We start from the raw sequence: 15,172 nt of genomic DNA on the forward strand, positions 1-15,172 counted from the left end.
AAGCGCGGGCATTTCTCGCAAACGGGTACTCGTTTGCTGTGCTTGCTATGTAGTTGTTTTTATCCGTAAACGCCTGTTTCTCTCGCTTTGGGCTTTCTGTCTGCGGCGTATCTTTGCCGCGCAATCGGGGCAGTATTTCGCCCGGTTGCTGCCCGCCGCAAACGTGCTGCCGCATACCGCGCAACGCTTCAAATCGGTTTCCCCGCTGCGGGTGATCTGTTCGCAAAGCTGCCTGTCGGCGGGTAATACCGCTTCGCGGAAATAGCGGCATAGCAGCGAATAGCTGATACTCTGCACACAAACGCAAGTTTCCCCGTCGTCCAGCAGCAGACAATTCCCGCAATCGTTGTTTGCACAAGCGGCGCGGGTCATTTTCTTTACGGCGCGGTATTGCTTTTCATCAAGCCTTATCATTTTCGGTTCTGCTCGACGCGGAAGTTTACATACTTGCCGCCTGTGTCGGCAAGCAGCACAACTCCGTCAAAGGTCTTTCCCGTCTTGGTCGAGTACATACCTTTGATTTTTACCTTTCCGTCTTTCAAAAGGGCGGCGGCAATCGCCTTTGTGAAAGCCTTTTTGCGCTGCTCAAAAAAGCGGTCATTCTTCCACATCACAAAGCTGCAAGCCCTGTCGGAGCAGTAAAAGTTTTTCTTGCCCTCGTAAACCGCCGCGCCGCAACGGGGGCAAGTGCCGATTGCTTCCCGCTGCGGGGTAAACAGCTTCGCTTTATCCTCGGAAATCGCGGAATAGGTCTTGACAAGCCCCGCTGTCATTTCCTCAATCCCGCGCATGAAGTCGGCGGGGCTGTCGCTGCCCTTTGCAATCCCGGTAAGGCGCGTTTCCCATTCTGCCGTAAGCTGCGGGGACGTAAGGCTGTCGGGCAGAATAGCGACAAGGTTATACCCGTCCTTTGTGGGGATTAGCTTTTTGCCCTTGCGCTCGGCAAAGCCCGCGCTAATGAGTTTTTCAATGATACCCGCCCGCGTCGCGGTGGTGCCTAACCCTTTGCGCTCCGCGTCCTCCGGCGTGTCCTCCTTTCCCGCACTCTCCATAGCCGAAAGTAACGTATCTTCGGTAAATGCCTTTGGGGGCTGCGTGTAACGTTCGGAGATCTCCGCTGCCGGATTGTCAAAGGTCTGCCCCTCGGCAAGCGGGGGTAAAACCGCTTCCGGCTCTGCGTCCTCGTCCTGTTCCCCGGACGCGGCGCGGGATAGTCTTTCAATCTCGCGCCAACCCTCGCAAAGCGTCGTCCTGCCCTTTGCGGTAAAGGTATAGCCGCCGCAAGTGAAAACCGCCGTAACCGCTTCATACTCATAGGGCGCGGCAACGGCGCAAAGCAGTTTTGCGCACACAAGGGTCATTAGCTTTTTCTCACTTTCGGCAAGGGAAGAAAAGCCCGTTTTCACAAACTCCGCTGTCGGCAAAATGGCGTGATGGTCGGTTACTTTGCTGTTGTCGCAAATCCTCGCAAGGTCGGCTTGCAGCTTCACGCCCTGCATAAAGGGGAGAGCAGCGCAAAGGCCGGTGATAAGTTCCTTTGTGCTGCCCTCCATATCGGAAGTGATATATTTGCTGTCGGTGCGGGGATAGGTCAAAAGCCGTTTTTCATAAAGGGCTTGCGCATAGTCAAGGGTCTGTTTCGCCGTAAACCCATACAAACGGTTTGCTTCCCGCTGCAAGGCGGTGAGGTCAAACAGTTTCGGCGGGGCTGCGGTCTTTTTCTCTTTTTTAAGGGAAGTACAAACGGCCTGCGATTTCTCGCAAGCCGCTTTCATCTGCCGCGCCGCCGCTTCGTCGTCCTGCCTTTCGGAAAGGGCGGCAACGCCGCCAACGTCCAGCCGGACGACATGATATTTCTCTTTCTTAAAGCTGCTGATTGCATAGTCGCGGTTTACCAGCATAGCAAGGGTGGGCGTTTGCACTCTGCCGACATTCAATGTTTTATGGTAGAGGATAGAGAAAAGGCGGGTCGCGTTAATGCCAATGAGCCAATCGGCCTTTGCTCTGCAAAGCGCGGATTGATAGAGGTTGTCATAGCCGCGCCCGTCTTTGAGATTTGAAAAGCCCTCGCGGATTGCACTTGCTTCCATGCTGCTAATCCAAAGGCGGGAAAAGGGCTTTTTGCAATTCGCCTGTTCATAGACAAAGCGGAAAATGAGTTCCCCCTCGCGCCCGCTGTCGCAAGCATTGATAATCTCGGTAACGTCGCTGCGGTGCATAAGGTCTTTGAGAATGGAAAACTGCTGCTCCTTGCCGCTGGCAACAATAAACTGCCACTCCTGCGGGACAATGGGAAGATCGTCGTACTTCCATTTACGGAATTGTTCATTGTAGGTCGCCGCGTCTGCAAGGCTAATCAAATGCCCGATACACCACGACACAAGGTAGCCGCCGCCCTCAAAATATCCGCTGCGCTTTTCATTCGCGCCCATAACGGCGGCAATCGCCGCCCCGACGCTCGGTTTTTCTGCAATTACAAGTTTCATAGATTATCGTCCTCCTGCTCGGTCTGTTCGGTTTCGACTACTTCCGTTTCCTCGTCGTCCTCGTCAAAATCAAGGTCGTCAAGGCTGCTGCTGCCTTTCGCCGCGTCCTTTTTGGGCTTCAAAATCTTAAAGTAGTAGAACGCGCCGCCGCCCGCTGCGGCAACAAGCAGCACGACAAGCAGAATACCCATGCCGCCGCCTTTTTCTTCTTCCGGCGGCTGCTCGGTTTCTTCCGGCTCCGGCTCGGCTTCCACACCCGCGCACTCGCTCATGTTGACGCTGCAAACCGGGCAAGCGGTGTTGACGCTTCCGGCAACGCATTTATCGGTGCAGCTACAAACGGGGGCTTCGGTCTGCCCGTCCTCCATAAGGGCGGTTAAATCCGCTTCGTCCACTTGGTTAAGGAAATGGACGGTATTTTCCCCGTCCTCGGCGCGGTCAATGATGATGTAAAAATAGTTGCCACTTTTGGTAACGACGGTGATAAACTGCTTGTCGCCGGACGCTTCACCCGTTATATCGTCCACAAGGGACATATTCCCGTCCGGGGTAAGGGGCTGCGGCTCATAGCCGCCCGTCGTTTCTTCCGGCTCGGTTTCCGGCGCGGGGGTTTCCTCGGTTACGGGGGTAGGCGTGTCGTCGCTTTCATCGCCACCGCCCGCATAAGCGGTAACAGAAAAGCCGCACATGATAACCAGTGCGGCAAGCAATACGGTAAACTTTCGGATTATCTTTTTATTCTTCATTGTCGTTGTCCTCCTGTTCGGCGGGGTAAGTGGCTTCCGGCTGCGGCAAGGTGATTTCGCCGCTGGCGTAAGCGGAGAGGAACGCGGCAAGCTGCGTCCCGTCAAGGTGTACCGCCTTTACCATTTGCACGATCTGCGCGTTTTCTTCCTCGACTTTCTGCGCTTCAAGGTCTTTCAGCTTCTTTTGCTGTTCAAGGATTTTTGCCCTCGTTTTCTCAATATCCCTTTCGATACGGTCAAGTTTCGTGTTCGCCATAGTCATTTACTCCTTTCCAAACTGTTCTTTCCATGAATAGCTGCGCCCCAATCCCTTAACGGTTTTAAGATAGGGCATAGCGTTTTCTTCCAAAGTCGCCGCCCGGTTAAATAGATCGGGATAGTGTTCTTTGAGATATAAAATCTCTTGTTTCTTCATGCTCGGACAAAAGAAACAGGACGATTTACCCGGCTGCGGCAATCCTGCCGCTTTGATTTCCCGGATACAATCGTCCCTGTTCCAGCCCCATTCTTCAATGAGGGGGTAGCGGTTATGATATTTTTTGTCGGCTTCGTTGTACTTGCGGGAATGTTCATACCGTTTCACTTCTCCCGCGTCATAGCCGATATAGCGGTTGACTTTCTCGCCGCGCTGCCATACTTCGCGGCAAGGCGCATAGTGGTTGCAAAACTTTTCCTGCGGTGCGATTTTGTGTTTCTGCGAACAACGCTTATGCCCGTAGGCAATCGACGGGAGCGTATGAGAGCGCAAGCACTCGGTTTCAAGAGATAGGCGGTTGCCGTAGCGGTCAACATACTGCACAACGGTAATCTGCGGCATACCGTGTTCCGCAAGCCATTGATTGATTATCTCGATAAATTGATAGGTATGCGGGTGTTCCGCGCCCGTATCGGCAAAGGTGATAAGGTCAATCGGGATTTTGTGCTTGTATAGGCCAATAAGTAAGGCGGCACTATTCGTGCCGCCGCCAAAAGATACAATATTCATTTTTCAACTCCTTTTAATTGTAATTTAACCGCCCGTAGGCGTAAAAGTGGGATTGCCAATAGCTGGTGTCCAGCTTTGAATACTGGATAGGGTCGCCACAATGCAGCATGACGGGGCTTCCGTCCCCGTCCTCGCCCACATAAATCCCCACATGGGAAACGCCGGGGGTGTCGTATGTACCCGTAAAGAACACCAAATCCCCCGGCTGCGGGTTAGAAACAGGGGTTGAGATGTTGTAAAGCCCTTGCGCCCCAAGTCTGCCCGTATTGTATAGGCCGCTGTTCGTCAACACATAACTCACAAAGCCGCTGCAATCAAAAGAGGTTTCCGGGGTGCTGCCGCCCCACACATAGGGAAAACCGACGTATTTATCTGCTTCCTCCATGAGCCGCGCAAACTTTTCATCGGAACCCAGCAGCGCGGCGGGTACTTCATAATCGGCGGGCGGGTTTTCATAGTATTTAGACACATAGCCGGATTGCGGGAAAAGGTCGGGTCTGTTTCCCAGCGACGACATATACATAGCGTACATGGATAGCTGTTCTTCGCCCATGATGTAAACGGGGACATGGGAGAGGTTGAAGTTTTCCAAATCCACATGAAGAATGTAATAGTTATAGGGGACTTCAACCGTATAGGGGTTGCCCTCGCTGTCCGTCCTTGTTTCGGTGCGGTAGCGTACCTGTACTTCTTCCTCGACCGTCAAGATATACTGTTTCTCAAAGAGCATTTCAAGGGTGCTTTGCACTTCATCGAGTGTAAACACGCCCTCATGCCACGCGGAAAGGATAGAAATTAGCACATAGGGGTCATGCTCGATCTCGTCCGCGTTTACCCGGTATTCGTCATAGCCGGGGTATTCGCTTTCGATATTGTCCAGCATATCTTGTAACTCGGCTTCCATAGCGGCATACGCGCTTTCCGCGCCCGTTATATCCGCGTCCTCGGAGAGATAGGACGACGCAATCAAGCCGCTGCCGCTGTTGCCGCCAAAGAGGGAGCAAGAGGACAGCCCGCCGAAAAGCAGCAGCACGATAAAGGCAATCCCGCCCACAATCAAGCAGCCTTTCCAATGCCGGACAACAAAGAACGTCGCCCGTTTGGTTTCCTGCGCGGTTTTCTTCGCCGCCTTTGCGGTGGCTTCAGCGGTTTTTTTCGCTTTGCCGCCCGCTTTCAGCGTTTTTGCATACTGCTTTTTAATGCGCTGCTTCTGCCAAAAACGGGAAATGGGGTTGGAGTGCGCAAGCGCGGGGTTATCGTGCAACGCCTTTTGATAGAGAAAATCTGCGTTTGCCTTTACCGCTTGTTTTTCCGCTGCCGCCGCTGCCCGGTAGGGTTTCAGCTTATGGCGGCGTATGCCGCCCTTAACTGCCCGCGCCGCCATGCCGCCCGCTTTCTCTCCGGCAAGTTCTACCCGGTGCCCGCTTTCCACACCGACGTTTTCTTTCTCTACCTCGTAGATTTTCCCATGTACGGTACTGTTTAACTCCTGTGCCGGACGGGATAAGGGGTTATGCCGCAACTTGCCGTTTGGGGGCTTATCCGTCTTTTCAAAGGAAAGGCGCGTCTTTGCCTTGCCTTTCGCTTCGTCAAAAACGCGCTCTTTCTTGATTTTGGTCTGCTTGGGGATAGCCGCCCGCGCTGCGTCTAAACAGTCTGCCGCCTTATCCGATTTCTTGATCGCTTTTTGAAGTTCCGGCGTTGCCCGTTCCGCTTCGGAAAACTGCAAGCGGGAAGAATGGGTTTTAGGCTGCGTCGCGTCAAGGGCTTTTTTCTCCGCGCCTTTTGCTGCGTGTCGCTCAATCTCTGCGCCGATATGCTGCACAACCTTTTCCGCTGCCACCCCTGCGGGGGCTGAATAGTTTTCTTCCTGCGGCCTTTCGCTGATACTGGACGTTTCGCCCGTCGTGAGGTTTTCCGCAACCGCACCGTCGCGGGTCATTTTTTGCGTTACCTTGTCGGGGGCTTTCAGTTCCTTGCTCAATCTTCATCACCTCCAATCCGCTGTTTTGCAAGTTCGCAATAGTCGGGGTTTAACTCAATGCCGATATAGCGGCGGTTAAGCCGTTTTGCTACCATGCCCGTCGTGCCGCTGCCGAAAAAGGGGTCAAGGACAATCCCGCCGATGGGACAGCCCGCCAAAATGCACGTTTCCGCAAGTTTCGGCGGGAACGCTGCGAAATGCCCGCCATGATAGCCGACATTGTTAATCTGCCAAACGTTGCGGCGGCTGCGGACGGGAGAAATCAACTCGTCGGCGTATGCGCCCTTTTCGCGGGGGCGGTTGATTTTCTGCGGTTGGTTTTGCCCCGGAACAGTAACGTTATACTTATTTCCTTTGCTAACTCCGCTTTTCAGCCGCCCCGCCGTTGTGGGGGCTATCGGCTCGGCTACTGCTTGCCAATCGTAATAATACTTCTTTGACTTGGTAAGCAGAAACACATATTCATAGCAGCGGGTCGGCCTGTCCCGCGTGCTTTCCGGCATGGGGTTTGTTTTGTGCCAAATGATAGAACTGCGCAAATACCAACCGTCGCCCCGCAAGGCGAGGGCTACAAGCCACGGAATACCAATTAAATCTTTGGGCTTGCAGCCGGGGGCGCGGTGGTTAAACGCCACTTGCTGCCCGTTCCTGCCTTTGGGGTATTTGGGGTCTTGGTGGTCGGCTTTGCTGCCTGTGCCGCAATAAGTGTCCGCGATATTCAGCCAACAAGTACCCTCCGGCGTAAGCACCCGCTTTACCTCATGGAATACCGCCGTAATACGGGAAACATATTCCTCCGGCGTTGCTTCCCGTCCGATCTGCCCGTCTGCGCCGTAGTCCCGCAAGGCATAGTAGGGTGGGGACGTTACGCAACAATCAACTGCATTTTCCGGCAAGGTTTGAAGCACCTGCAAGCTGTCGCCGCAATAGATTTTGTCCATTTCTATCCTCATGCCGACACCTCGCCGGGTTTGGTCGTCATTACACGATAGAGTTCCGTATCTTGCGGGAAACGGTCAATAAAGGGCAAAATCACGTTGCCATAGAAGATAAGCCCCTCGCCCGCGTCGGAATGGGTTACATAGGTCATTTGCTGCTGCGAAATGTTAAGCTGCTTTGCAAGGATTTCCCTGTCGCCCTGGGCTTGGTTGAGCATATACACAAAATCGCTGTTTTCAAAAATGTTCTCCACCTCGCGGGACGATAACAAATCTTTCACGTTTTGGGTGATACCTGTCGGAATACCGCCCCATTTTCTAAAACGCTTCCAAATCTCAACGCTGTACGCTGCGGTCTGTTCCTCTTTGAGCAGCAAATGAAACTCGTCGATATAGTACCGCGTCGCCTTGCCTTCGCTGCGGTTTATGGTAACTCTGTTCCAAACTTGATCTTGGACAATGAGCATACCGAGTTTTCGTAGCTGGGTGCCGAGTTCTTTAATATCAAAGCAGACAAGGCGGTTGTGAATGTCAACGTTTGTTTGGTGGTTAAACACGTTCAAACTGCCATTTACATAGAGTTCCAATGCCGACGCGATACGCTGCGCTTCCTTTTCCGGCTGCTTCTTGATTTCATTGTAGAGGTCGCCCAAAATCGGCATATTCTCCGGCTTCGGGTCTGCAAGGTAGCTGCGGTACACGCTGATAACGGCGCGGTCAATCAAAGTCTTTTCAACCGCTTCCAGCCCGTTTTTGCCGCCCATAATCAACTCGCAAAAGGAAAGGATAAAATCGCTCTTTAAGGCTATGGGCGTGTCGCCCTCGCTGTAATTGAGGTTTATATCCATCGGGTTAATGTACTGCGTGCTGTTCTGCGAAACCTTGATAACCTGCCCTTTCAGCCGTTCCACAAGGGGGTAATATTCCGCTTCCGGGTCGCAAATGATAATATCGTCTGCGGTAATGAGAAAAGCGTTGGTGATCTCGCGCTTTGCCGAAAAACTCTTGCCGCTGCCGGGTGTGCCGAGTATCAAGCCGTTAGGGTTCTTCAGCCTTTTCCTGTCGCACAAAATCATGTTATTCGATAATGCGTTTAAGCCGTAATACAACGCTTCGCCGCTTTGGAACAGCTCTTGTACCGTAAAGGGGACGAAAATGGCGGTGCTGGAAGTCGTCAAGCCCCGCTGGATTTGGATTAGGTTTTCGCCCAATGGGATAGAGGACATAAGCCCCTGTTCCTGCCGGTAGTCAAGGCGGGTGAGCATACAGTTGTATTTCTGTGCGATACTTGCGGCCTGAAATACGTCGTTGTCCAATTTCTGCTTTGTGTCTGCCACATTCAAAACTAACAGCGTAAGCAAAAACATTCGCTCGTTCCGGCTCTGCAAATCCCGCAAAAGGTTTTTCGCTTCGCCGCCGTAGGTGGCAAGGTCGGACGGAATTATATCCATATCGTAGCCGCTGCGGATTGCCTTTTTCTGTTCCTCGATTTTCATACGGTCAAGGTCGGTGATTTTCCGCTTGATCGTCTTGATCGCTTCGTTGTGGTCGATACTCTGAATGTGCAGATTGACGACAATCCCGTTTTCCGCTTCCATGAAGTCGGCAAGCATACGGTCTGAAAGTTCCGGCGCGGCAATCTGCAAAAAGGAAACCGCGCCAAACTTCCCGCCCATTTGAAACATTCGCCCGTCGCCAAAACGGAAAGAGGACGGGGCAATAAAGTCTTTGACGGAAAGGCCGCTTACGGGTAGCCATTCCCACGCAAAGTTGAAGCGTTCCCCGTCCGGGTGGAAAAGCCCATGCAGCACTTCAAGCCGCTGCTTCCCGTCCAATACCCGCGCCGCCGCGCCGATCACCTTAAAATGGTTGAGGGTGTCCGTTTCGATACGGGCAAGCCGCGCCCGCGCCGATTTAATATCTTTTGCTTCAATGGTAAAGGTGAGAAACTTTGTCTTGATAAGCCCGTTGTTGCCGCGTTCAAGCTGTGTTTGCAGCATTTCGGTGTATTCGGCTCTGATACTGTCAAAGTCGTCATTCTGTGGGGCAATCGTGATACTGCTCTTGAAATCCTCCTTGTTCGCATGGCGGCTGATTAAGGAAAGCTGCACACTGATAGAAGCGTCAAAAGAGTTATACATATCGCAAAGGGCTTCAAAAATGGCGGTCTTGTCGTCCGGCTGCGCAAGCTGATAGTTAATATCTTCAAACTCAATGCACTTGGAATACCGCCCGTTTGCAAGGCGGCAAATCCCGTCCTTATACATTCGTTCAAACGGTATGCTGTCCTGCGCCGTATGGGGCTTCCCGTCGCCCTTTGACTGCCGGATAAGCGCGTCGATCTGTTTCTTTTCCTGCCGCGTAAGTTTACGCTTTTTGTTTTGGGTCTTTCCCTTTTCCTTTGACAATCGCCCGTACCTCCTTATCTAATCGCTCCTGCCGCGCAAGGGCGGTATAAAAATTGTTGGTCTGATAAGGTCGCTCTTTGGGGCGAAGAAACTTCACTTCCACAAATTGCCGTATAATCACTTCCAGCGGTTGCCCGTTCTTCTCGTACATAGCGAGTAGGAACATGGGCAGCATGGCAAGCACCATGCACAAAGCCGCCGTTGTCGTTCCCGCGCTGTCCTTTGTCAAAAAGAATAGCGGTAGCCCGATAGCCACCGCCGCGCCGAAACAGAGTAATTGTCTTTTGGTAAGGTTGAACATTACCTTGCTCTTGATTTTGGTTAAATCCTTTGGGACGGTTACATACGCCATTTCAAACCTCCTTTCCGGCAAACCGTATGTCGCTTTTGATTTCATTTCCCCATACGTCCCAACCAGGGGTATGCTGCCTTGCAAACAGTTCAATACGCGGTAGGTCGCCCATAAGGGCAAGTATCTTTTCCCGCGTTATATCCGGCTTTTTGCTGTGCTGCTCAACAGGGGAAATAATAAATTGATGTACCTTGTTTGATTGTCGCTTCGGGTGTCCTTTGGTAGCAAGCAAGCAGATTTCCGCATTTCCTCGCGTCCAAAAGCCCAAGCCATAAAACCAAGTGGGCGATTTCCGATTTTGCTTTAACCATACAAAGGCAACGGATTTATAGGTAAATCCCCAAGCCTTGATTAACTGCAACGCTTCTTTAAGCTGCGGGAACGTCGCCCATAGGAATAAAATACAGTCCTTATCCGCAATTTCTTTGACGGGTAAAGCGCAAAGTTCCTCAATACTCATAGTGGGATAGTGCTTTTCCGCTGCGCCCTGTACCTTGCTTCTCGCGTATCTCCAAGGGGGATCGGCGTAAATGATTTTGTATTTCTTCATCTGCACCCCCTTAATGCGCGCTGAATACGGATTTTGCAAGGCTTCCCGTTTTGAAAAGCGTAAAACACAAGAGGACGGTATAGCCCATGCAAGACCAGATCGCGCCGGATATGTCATCGGTTGCTGCGATTGTCTGTATCAAAACCGCATAAATACCGACGCACACAAGAATTAGAAAAGCCTGAAAACCGAGGGCAAGCAAGGATTTTAAGTAGTTCTGTCCCATGCCGCCCCATTCACGATTTACCATTGTCGCAACGGGGATAGGGGCGATACTCGTTACAAGGTATATTTCAATCATGCGCCCGTACACCACCAGCATGATACAGATAGACAACGCTTTCATGGTAAGCCCCACAAAGAGTGATTGAAACCATAGCCCCAAAAGCCCGCCGACGCTCATAGCGTCCAGCTTTGCTTCTATATCGGTGATAACGGTTGCAATATCTATGCTTGTGTCGGATATGATAACGCCCGCGCTGTCGTTGACGACGCTCTGTGTAATGTCAAATACGCCCATGACGATGTTCCAAGTATTTGTTACCAGCAGCACCGCAACAAAGGTTTTGAAAATCCACTTGAAGAAAATCCAAGTGTCGAGATCGTGCAGATTGTTTTTCTCAATTACAAGCTGGATTAGTTCGTAGCACATGACAAAGGTAATGATAACGCCCGCAATCGGCACAATGACGTTTTCCGATAGGCTGCGTATCATATTGAATATGCCCGCGTTCCACCCGGCGGGGGTTGTGCCGACTTGCGTTGCGATTTCTCCAACCTCTGTATTTACGCTGTCGAACAGCCCGGAGAGATTAGAGAGTATTCCGTCTGTCAAAATGCCGCGAAACCAATCTTCAATCATCTGCCATATCAAAAGCTAATCCCTCCTTTCCCGCGCCCTCCCGCGTGAAGCGGGAGAGCGCGGCGGGTAGTGTTAGTTTGTGGCATTATCCAAACAGGCCGGAGAGCAGCGGGACAAGGGTAAGGCCGATAAGGGCAACGCCGCCGCCCGCCATCAACTGTTTCATGCCCTGCGACTTCGCGCCGGGGTTATCGTTGCCGTACCCCTCCATGAGGTTAATGCCGCCCCAAATGCCAAGTCCTGCGCCAAGCGCGATTACCAAAGTCTGCAATACGTCAACTGCGCTGTTGAAAAAATCCATATAAACCTCGCTTTCTGCCGCTAAAACGGCTCAAAAAATGTTGTTGGAAATAAAAATGCCGCCGTTTTTATTCGGCGGCTGCGTCCTCGTCGGACAAATCTATTTCGTATATGTCAAAGGGTTCGTCGGGCTTTACGATTGCCGGACGGGTGGACATATACCGTTCAACGTCAAAAGCGTTTTTCTTGTCGAAGTCGGAAAGGTATTTGTAGTTCGGGTGCTGCGTTATATCGTACTTATCACTGAAAAAGGGGCGCACGCCGCGCAACTGCAAAATACATTTTCCTCCGTCCATAACTGCGATTTCGTCCTGTGTCATCAACTCCTTTCCCAATTTCTGATAATTGAGGCCATGAGAAACCTGCGTGCCGCGATTTTCGGAAGTGTTGAAACTGTCGATTGTTTCACGTCCCAAGTTCTCCGAAATATCCTTTGCATTTTTCCCGCGCCCTCCCAAAAACAAGGTGCTGTCGGCATTGTCAAGTATGATTTCTGCCGCGTCCTTGTAAATGGCTTTTAGCTGGCTCTGCGATTGCAGAATGATAGAAGCCGAGATTTCCCGGCTGCGGATTGTGGCAATCAATTTTTCAAACTGCGGGATTTGTCCAATGTTTGCAAACTCGTCTAACAGGCAGCGAACATGAACCGGCAGCTTGCCGCCGTATTCGTCGTCGGCCTTGTCGCACAAGAGATTAAATAACTGCGATTGCAGCATAGCGATAACAAAATTAAACGTGCTGTCCGTATCGCTCATAATCAAAAACAAAGCTGTTTTTCTGTCGCCTAACGTGTCAAGTTCTAATTCGTCGTAGGACATAAGATCGCGCAATTCCTTTATATCAAAAGGAGCGAGCCTCGCACCGCAAGAAATGAGGATTGATTTTGCGGTTTTGCCCGCCGCCAATTTATATTTTCGGTACTGCTTCACCGCGAAATGGTCGGGGTCGCGTTCTTCCAAGTCGGCAAACAGCAAATCGACGGGGCTTTGATATTCCTCGTCGTCCTCGCGGGCTTCGCTGGCGTTGATAAGTTCCAACAGGGTAATAAAGTTCATTTCCTCGGCGGGGGCTTCGTACCAGATGTAGCCCACCAACGCGCAATACAAAAGCCGTTCTGCCTTTACCCAAAAATCCTCCGCGCTTTTTTCTCCCTCACCTTTGGTATTCGCTATCAACGTATTTACCAGCTTCAAAATATCTTTCTCGCTGCGGATATACACAAAGGGGTTGTAGTGCATAGATTTTTTGAAGTTAATCGTATTCAGTACCTTAATGCGGTAGCCCGCCCGTTGCAGCAGCTTCCCGCACTCAATCAAAACCGTACCTTTCGGGTCGGTTAAGACGTAAGAGGAATGAAGCTGCATTAGATTAGGTTTGACAAAAAATCTTGTTTTTCCGCTGCCGCTGCCGCCGATCACGACGACGTTCTTATTTCTCGCGTACTTCGGCTGCTTCGGGCGGCTGTTCATGGTAAGCCGTTCCGTCTGCGTCAAAATGATGTTGTTTTGGAAATCCGGGTCTATGTAGGGCTTTATATCTTCGGCGTTTCCCCATGAAGCGTTTTGTCAAGTGCTTTTTTGAGTTATTGACGCAAATTATCGTGAAAGTGCGAAAGTGCAAAGTGCAAAGGGTCTGCGTTTTGCACTTTCAGCTTGCGGGTTCGGGCGGCTGCTTCTTTTTGAGGAAGTTATACCATTGACCGCCGACACGCCTTGCGCCTAAAATACCGCCCATGTTGCGCTTGGCGTTCTGTACTGTCCTCTCGGATATTCCGGCTTCGGCTGCGGCCTTTACAATGTCCTCGCTGGCAAGCTCTTTCCCGTCTGCAAGCAAGTCCAATATCAGCCGTTCCGCCTGTTCGGTCTTGGTGGCGGTGTTCCCGCCCGCGCCGGACAGCAGCTCGTCGGCGGTTATGTCGTATTCGCCTATCCATGAAAAGCCTGTTTCCGGGTCAAGGCAAAAGGCAACGGGCTTGCCCTCCGGCGCAAGGGAAGATTTGTCATGGACGATAACACGCACATTTGGCTCCCGCTTCACGCGCCCGATCAGCAGGACGCTCCTTGCTGCGGCGCGGAAGTCAATAGAACCTAAGCCCCGGTATGCGCTCTGCCCTCCGGCAGCTTTGTTCAAGTGTCCGATAAGGATAACGGCACACCCGGTACGCTCGGCAACATCGGCAAGGCGGCGGAACATGGGGCGCACTTCGTTTGCCCTGTTCATGTCGGTCTTTTCGCCCATGTACGCCTGTATGGGGTCAAGGATAATCAACCGCGCCCCGTTCTGCGTGATTGCCTTTTCTATGCGCTCGTCGGAGAGGGTAAGCTCCCGCTTGGCTTCATCAATCACAAGCACGCGGTCAAGGTCGGCTTCGGCTTCTATCAAGCGGGGCTTGACGGTATCGCCCAGCCCGTCCTCGGCGGTCTGGTAAATCACCTGGAATGGCGGCAAGGGCTTCATTCCCGGCAGCGTTCCCCCGGTGGTGCAGGCGGCGGCAAGGCGTAGGGCGAAGGTGGTCTTGCCCTCGCCGGGGTTGCCTTGCACAATGGTTACTTTCCCAAAAGGGATATACGGCTCCCATAGCCATTCAACGGTCTGTGTGTCAACCTCGCTCATGCGGATAATCTCAACGGTTTCTTCCTGCGGCGGCTCTTTCAAGCCGTAAACCGCTTCCCGGATATACTTCCCGTCTGTGATTTCCGCCCGGTGCTGCAATACCTCGTTCCAGTCCTTGTAAAGCGGCACAAGGCGGTGGACGGTCAAGCCCTCCGGCATAAGCTCCGCAAGGCGGCTGCAAGCGTCGTTTCTCGCTTGGTCGCTGTCAAGGCAGAGGTAAACGGTCTTGATGTTCGGACGGTCAGAGAGGAAACGCAACAGGGCTTTTTCTCCCACGCCGCCCAATGACAAATAGCTCTGCTTCTGCCATGCCTTTTTGAACAGGCAGAGGAAAGATAACAGGTCAACGGGGGCTTCAAAGACAAAAAGCCTTTCGCCCTCGCCCCGGTAGCAGAAATTAAAGGCTTTGTCGCTGCCTTTCACATCAAGGCGGAAGTTTCCCGCCGTTCCTTTGCTGTGGGCGTAGCGCGGTATCCCGTCCTCGTCCCTCCCCACAAATACGGCGTTGTGGTGGGCTGCGTCCTCGTAAATATCGCCGCGGGCAAAGAAAAAGCCCGTCACATCTTCATCAATGCGGCGGGCTGCTGTGAGGTAGTTCCTCGCTGTTCGGTTGTCGGGGCTGCGGGGCGGTAGCCGGAAGTCGGAAAGGGACGCGGGGCAAGGTCTGTCCGGCGGCGGTGCGGCTCCCTTTTCTCCTGTGAGAAGTTCCACGGCTTCGGTGAAGCTCTTGCCGAAAAACTCCATGACAAAATCAACGGGGCCGCCGCCCTTGCTCTGGCTGTGCCTGTACCATTTGTTTCCCCGGACGGTCAAGCTGTCATGCCGTTTCCAGCGGTATTCATTCCCGGCGCGGGTAAGCTGCTCGCCCTGTGATTGCAGGAAAGAAACAAGGTCGGCTTGGTTCGCCCGGTCTATCTGTTCTTGGGTGTAGTACAAAAATCTCAACTC

The 15,172-nt window shown here is 52.3% G+C and carries 13 protein-coding genes and 1 pseudogene; all 14 read right to left on the reverse strand.

The window, feature by feature from the left end:
• Window positions 1-45 precede the first annotated feature (45 nt).
• Window positions 46-414, reverse strand: coding sequence for a cysteine-rich VLP domain-containing protein (locus EUBC25_RS03315; protein WP_002584962.1), 369 nt, complete (start codon window positions 412-414; stop codon window positions 46-48).
• Window positions 411-2,486, reverse strand: coding sequence for a type IA DNA topoisomerase (locus EUBC25_RS03320; protein ID WP_002584963.1), 2,076 nt, complete (start codon window positions 2,484-2,486; stop codon window positions 411-413). Before EUBC25_RS03320 ends, EUBC25_RS03315 begins: the two co-directional genes overlap by 4 nt.
• Complete coding sequence (locus EUBC25_RS03325; protein WP_002584964.1) at window positions 2,483-3,232, reverse strand: DUF4366 domain-containing protein; 750 nt, start codon at window positions 3,230-3,232, stop codon at window positions 2,483-2,485. The genes EUBC25_RS03320 and EUBC25_RS03325 overlap by 4 nt, the downstream gene beginning before the upstream one ends.
• Window positions 3,222-3,488 carry a DUF4315 family protein gene (locus EUBC25_RS03330; protein ID WP_002584965.1) on the reverse strand — a complete coding sequence of 89 codons (267 nt, stop codon included), beginning with the start codon at window positions 3,486-3,488 and terminating at the stop codon, window positions 3,222-3,224. The genes EUBC25_RS03325 and EUBC25_RS03330 overlap by 11 nt, the downstream gene beginning before the upstream one ends.
• Window positions 3,489-3,494: 6 nt before the next feature.
• Window positions 3,495-4,217: a phosphoadenosine phosphosulfate reductase domain-containing protein gene (locus EUBC25_RS03335; protein ID WP_002604475.1), complete on the reverse strand. Its 723-nt coding sequence runs from the start codon at window positions 4,215-4,217 to the stop codon at window positions 3,495-3,497.
• 13 nt (window positions 4,218-4,230) lie between these two features.
• The gene (locus EUBC25_RS03340) at window positions 4,231-6,201 is read right to left on the reverse strand and encodes a C40 family peptidase (RefSeq protein ID WP_002604476.1); all 1,971 of its coding nucleotides are present in this window, start codon (window positions 6,199-6,201) and stop codon (window positions 4,231-4,233) included.
• Entirely contained in the window at window positions 6,198-7,154 is a 957-nt protein-coding gene (locus EUBC25_RS03345; RefSeq protein WP_002604477.1) for a DNA-methyltransferase, read from the reverse strand. Before EUBC25_RS03345 ends, EUBC25_RS03340 begins: the two co-directional genes overlap by 4 nt.
• A complete protein-coding gene (locus EUBC25_RS03350) occupies window positions 7,151-9,547 on the reverse strand; it encodes a VirB4-like conjugal transfer ATPase, CD1110 family (protein WP_002604478.1) in 2,397 nt (798 codons plus the stop codon). The genes EUBC25_RS03345 and EUBC25_RS03350 overlap by 4 nt, the downstream gene beginning before the upstream one ends.
• The gene (locus tag EUBC25_RS03355; RefSeq protein WP_002604479.1) at window positions 9,507-9,899 is read right to left on the reverse strand and encodes a PrgI family protein; all 393 of its coding nucleotides are present in this window, start codon (window positions 9,897-9,899) and stop codon (window positions 9,507-9,509) included. Before EUBC25_RS03355 ends, EUBC25_RS03350 begins: the two co-directional genes overlap by 41 nt.
• A 1-nt stretch (window position 9,900) precedes the next feature.
• Window positions 9,901-10,449, reverse strand: coding sequence for an MT-A70 family methyltransferase (locus tag EUBC25_RS03360; RefSeq protein WP_002604480.1), 549 nt, complete (start codon window positions 10,447-10,449; stop codon window positions 9,901-9,903).
• A 10-nt stretch (window positions 10,450-10,459) separates the two neighbouring features.
• Window positions 10,460-11,311 (reverse strand): VirB6/TrbL-like conjugal transfer protein, CD1112 family, encoded by an 852-nt coding sequence (locus tag EUBC25_RS03365; RefSeq protein WP_003502113.1) that lies wholly within the window; start codon window positions 11,309-11,311, stop codon window positions 10,460-10,462.
• Window positions 11,312-11,396: 85 nt separating this feature from the next.
• Window positions 11,397-11,612, reverse strand: a complete 216-nt coding sequence (locus EUBC25_RS03370; RefSeq protein WP_002604482.1) for a Maff2 family mobile element protein — start codon at window positions 11,610-11,612, stop codon at window positions 11,397-11,399.
• A 67-nt stretch (window positions 11,613-11,679) separates the two neighbouring features.
• Window positions 11,680-13,173, reverse strand: a pseudogene (locus EUBC25_RS03375) (VirD4-like conjugal transfer protein, CD1115 family); the annotation flags it as partial.
• Between the two features lie 85 nt (window positions 13,174-13,258).
• On the reverse strand, window positions 13,259-15,160 hold the full coding sequence (locus EUBC25_RS03380; RefSeq protein WP_230106822.1) for an AAA family ATPase: 1,902 nt from the start codon (window positions 15,158-15,160) through the stop codon (window positions 13,259-13,261).
• Window positions 15,161-15,172: the final 12 nt, after the last annotated feature.

This window comes from Claveliimonas bilis (genome assembly GCF_020892095.1).
GTDB lineage: Bacteria > Bacillota > Clostridia > Lachnospirales > Lachnospiraceae > Claveliimonas > Claveliimonas bilis.

Excerpts from the sequence above, each read along its gene's own strand:
- EUBC25_RS03315 (WP_002584962.1), bottom strand. The coding sequence starts at position 414 with ATGATAAGGCTTGATGAAAAGCAATACCGCGCCGTAAAGAAAATGACC.
- EUBC25_RS03320 (WP_002584963.1), bottom strand. The coding sequence starts at position 2,486 with ATGAAACTTGTAATTGCAGAAAAACCGAGCGTCGGGGCGGCGATTGCC.
- EUBC25_RS03325 (WP_002584964.1), bottom strand. The coding sequence starts at position 3,232 with ATGAAGAATAAAAAGATAATCCGAAAGTTTACCGTATTGCTTGCCGCA.
- EUBC25_RS03330 (WP_002584965.1), bottom strand. The coding sequence starts at position 3,488 with ATGGCGAACACGAAACTTGACCGTATCGAAAGGGATATTGAGAAAACG.
- EUBC25_RS03335 (WP_002604475.1), bottom strand. The coding sequence starts at position 4,217 with ATGAATATTGTATCTTTTGGCGGCGGCACGAATAGTGCCGCCTTACTT.
- EUBC25_RS03345 (WP_002604477.1), bottom strand. The coding sequence starts at position 7,154 with ATGAGGATAGAAATGGACAAAATCTATTGCGGCGACAGCTTGCAGGTG.
- EUBC25_RS03355 (WP_002604479.1), bottom strand. The coding sequence starts at position 9,899 with ATGGCGTATGTAACCGTCCCAAAGGATTTAACCAAAATCAAGAGCAAG.
- EUBC25_RS03360 (WP_002604480.1), bottom strand. The coding sequence starts at position 10,449 with ATGAAGAAATACAAAATCATTTACGCCGATCCCCCTTGGAGATACGCG.
- EUBC25_RS03365 (WP_003502113.1), bottom strand. The coding sequence starts at position 11,311 with ATGATTGAAGATTGGTTTCGCGGCATTTTGACAGACGGAATACTCTCT.
- EUBC25_RS03370 (WP_002604482.1), bottom strand. The coding sequence starts at position 11,612 with ATGGATTTTTTCAACAGCGCAGTTGACGTATTGCAGACTTTGGTAATC.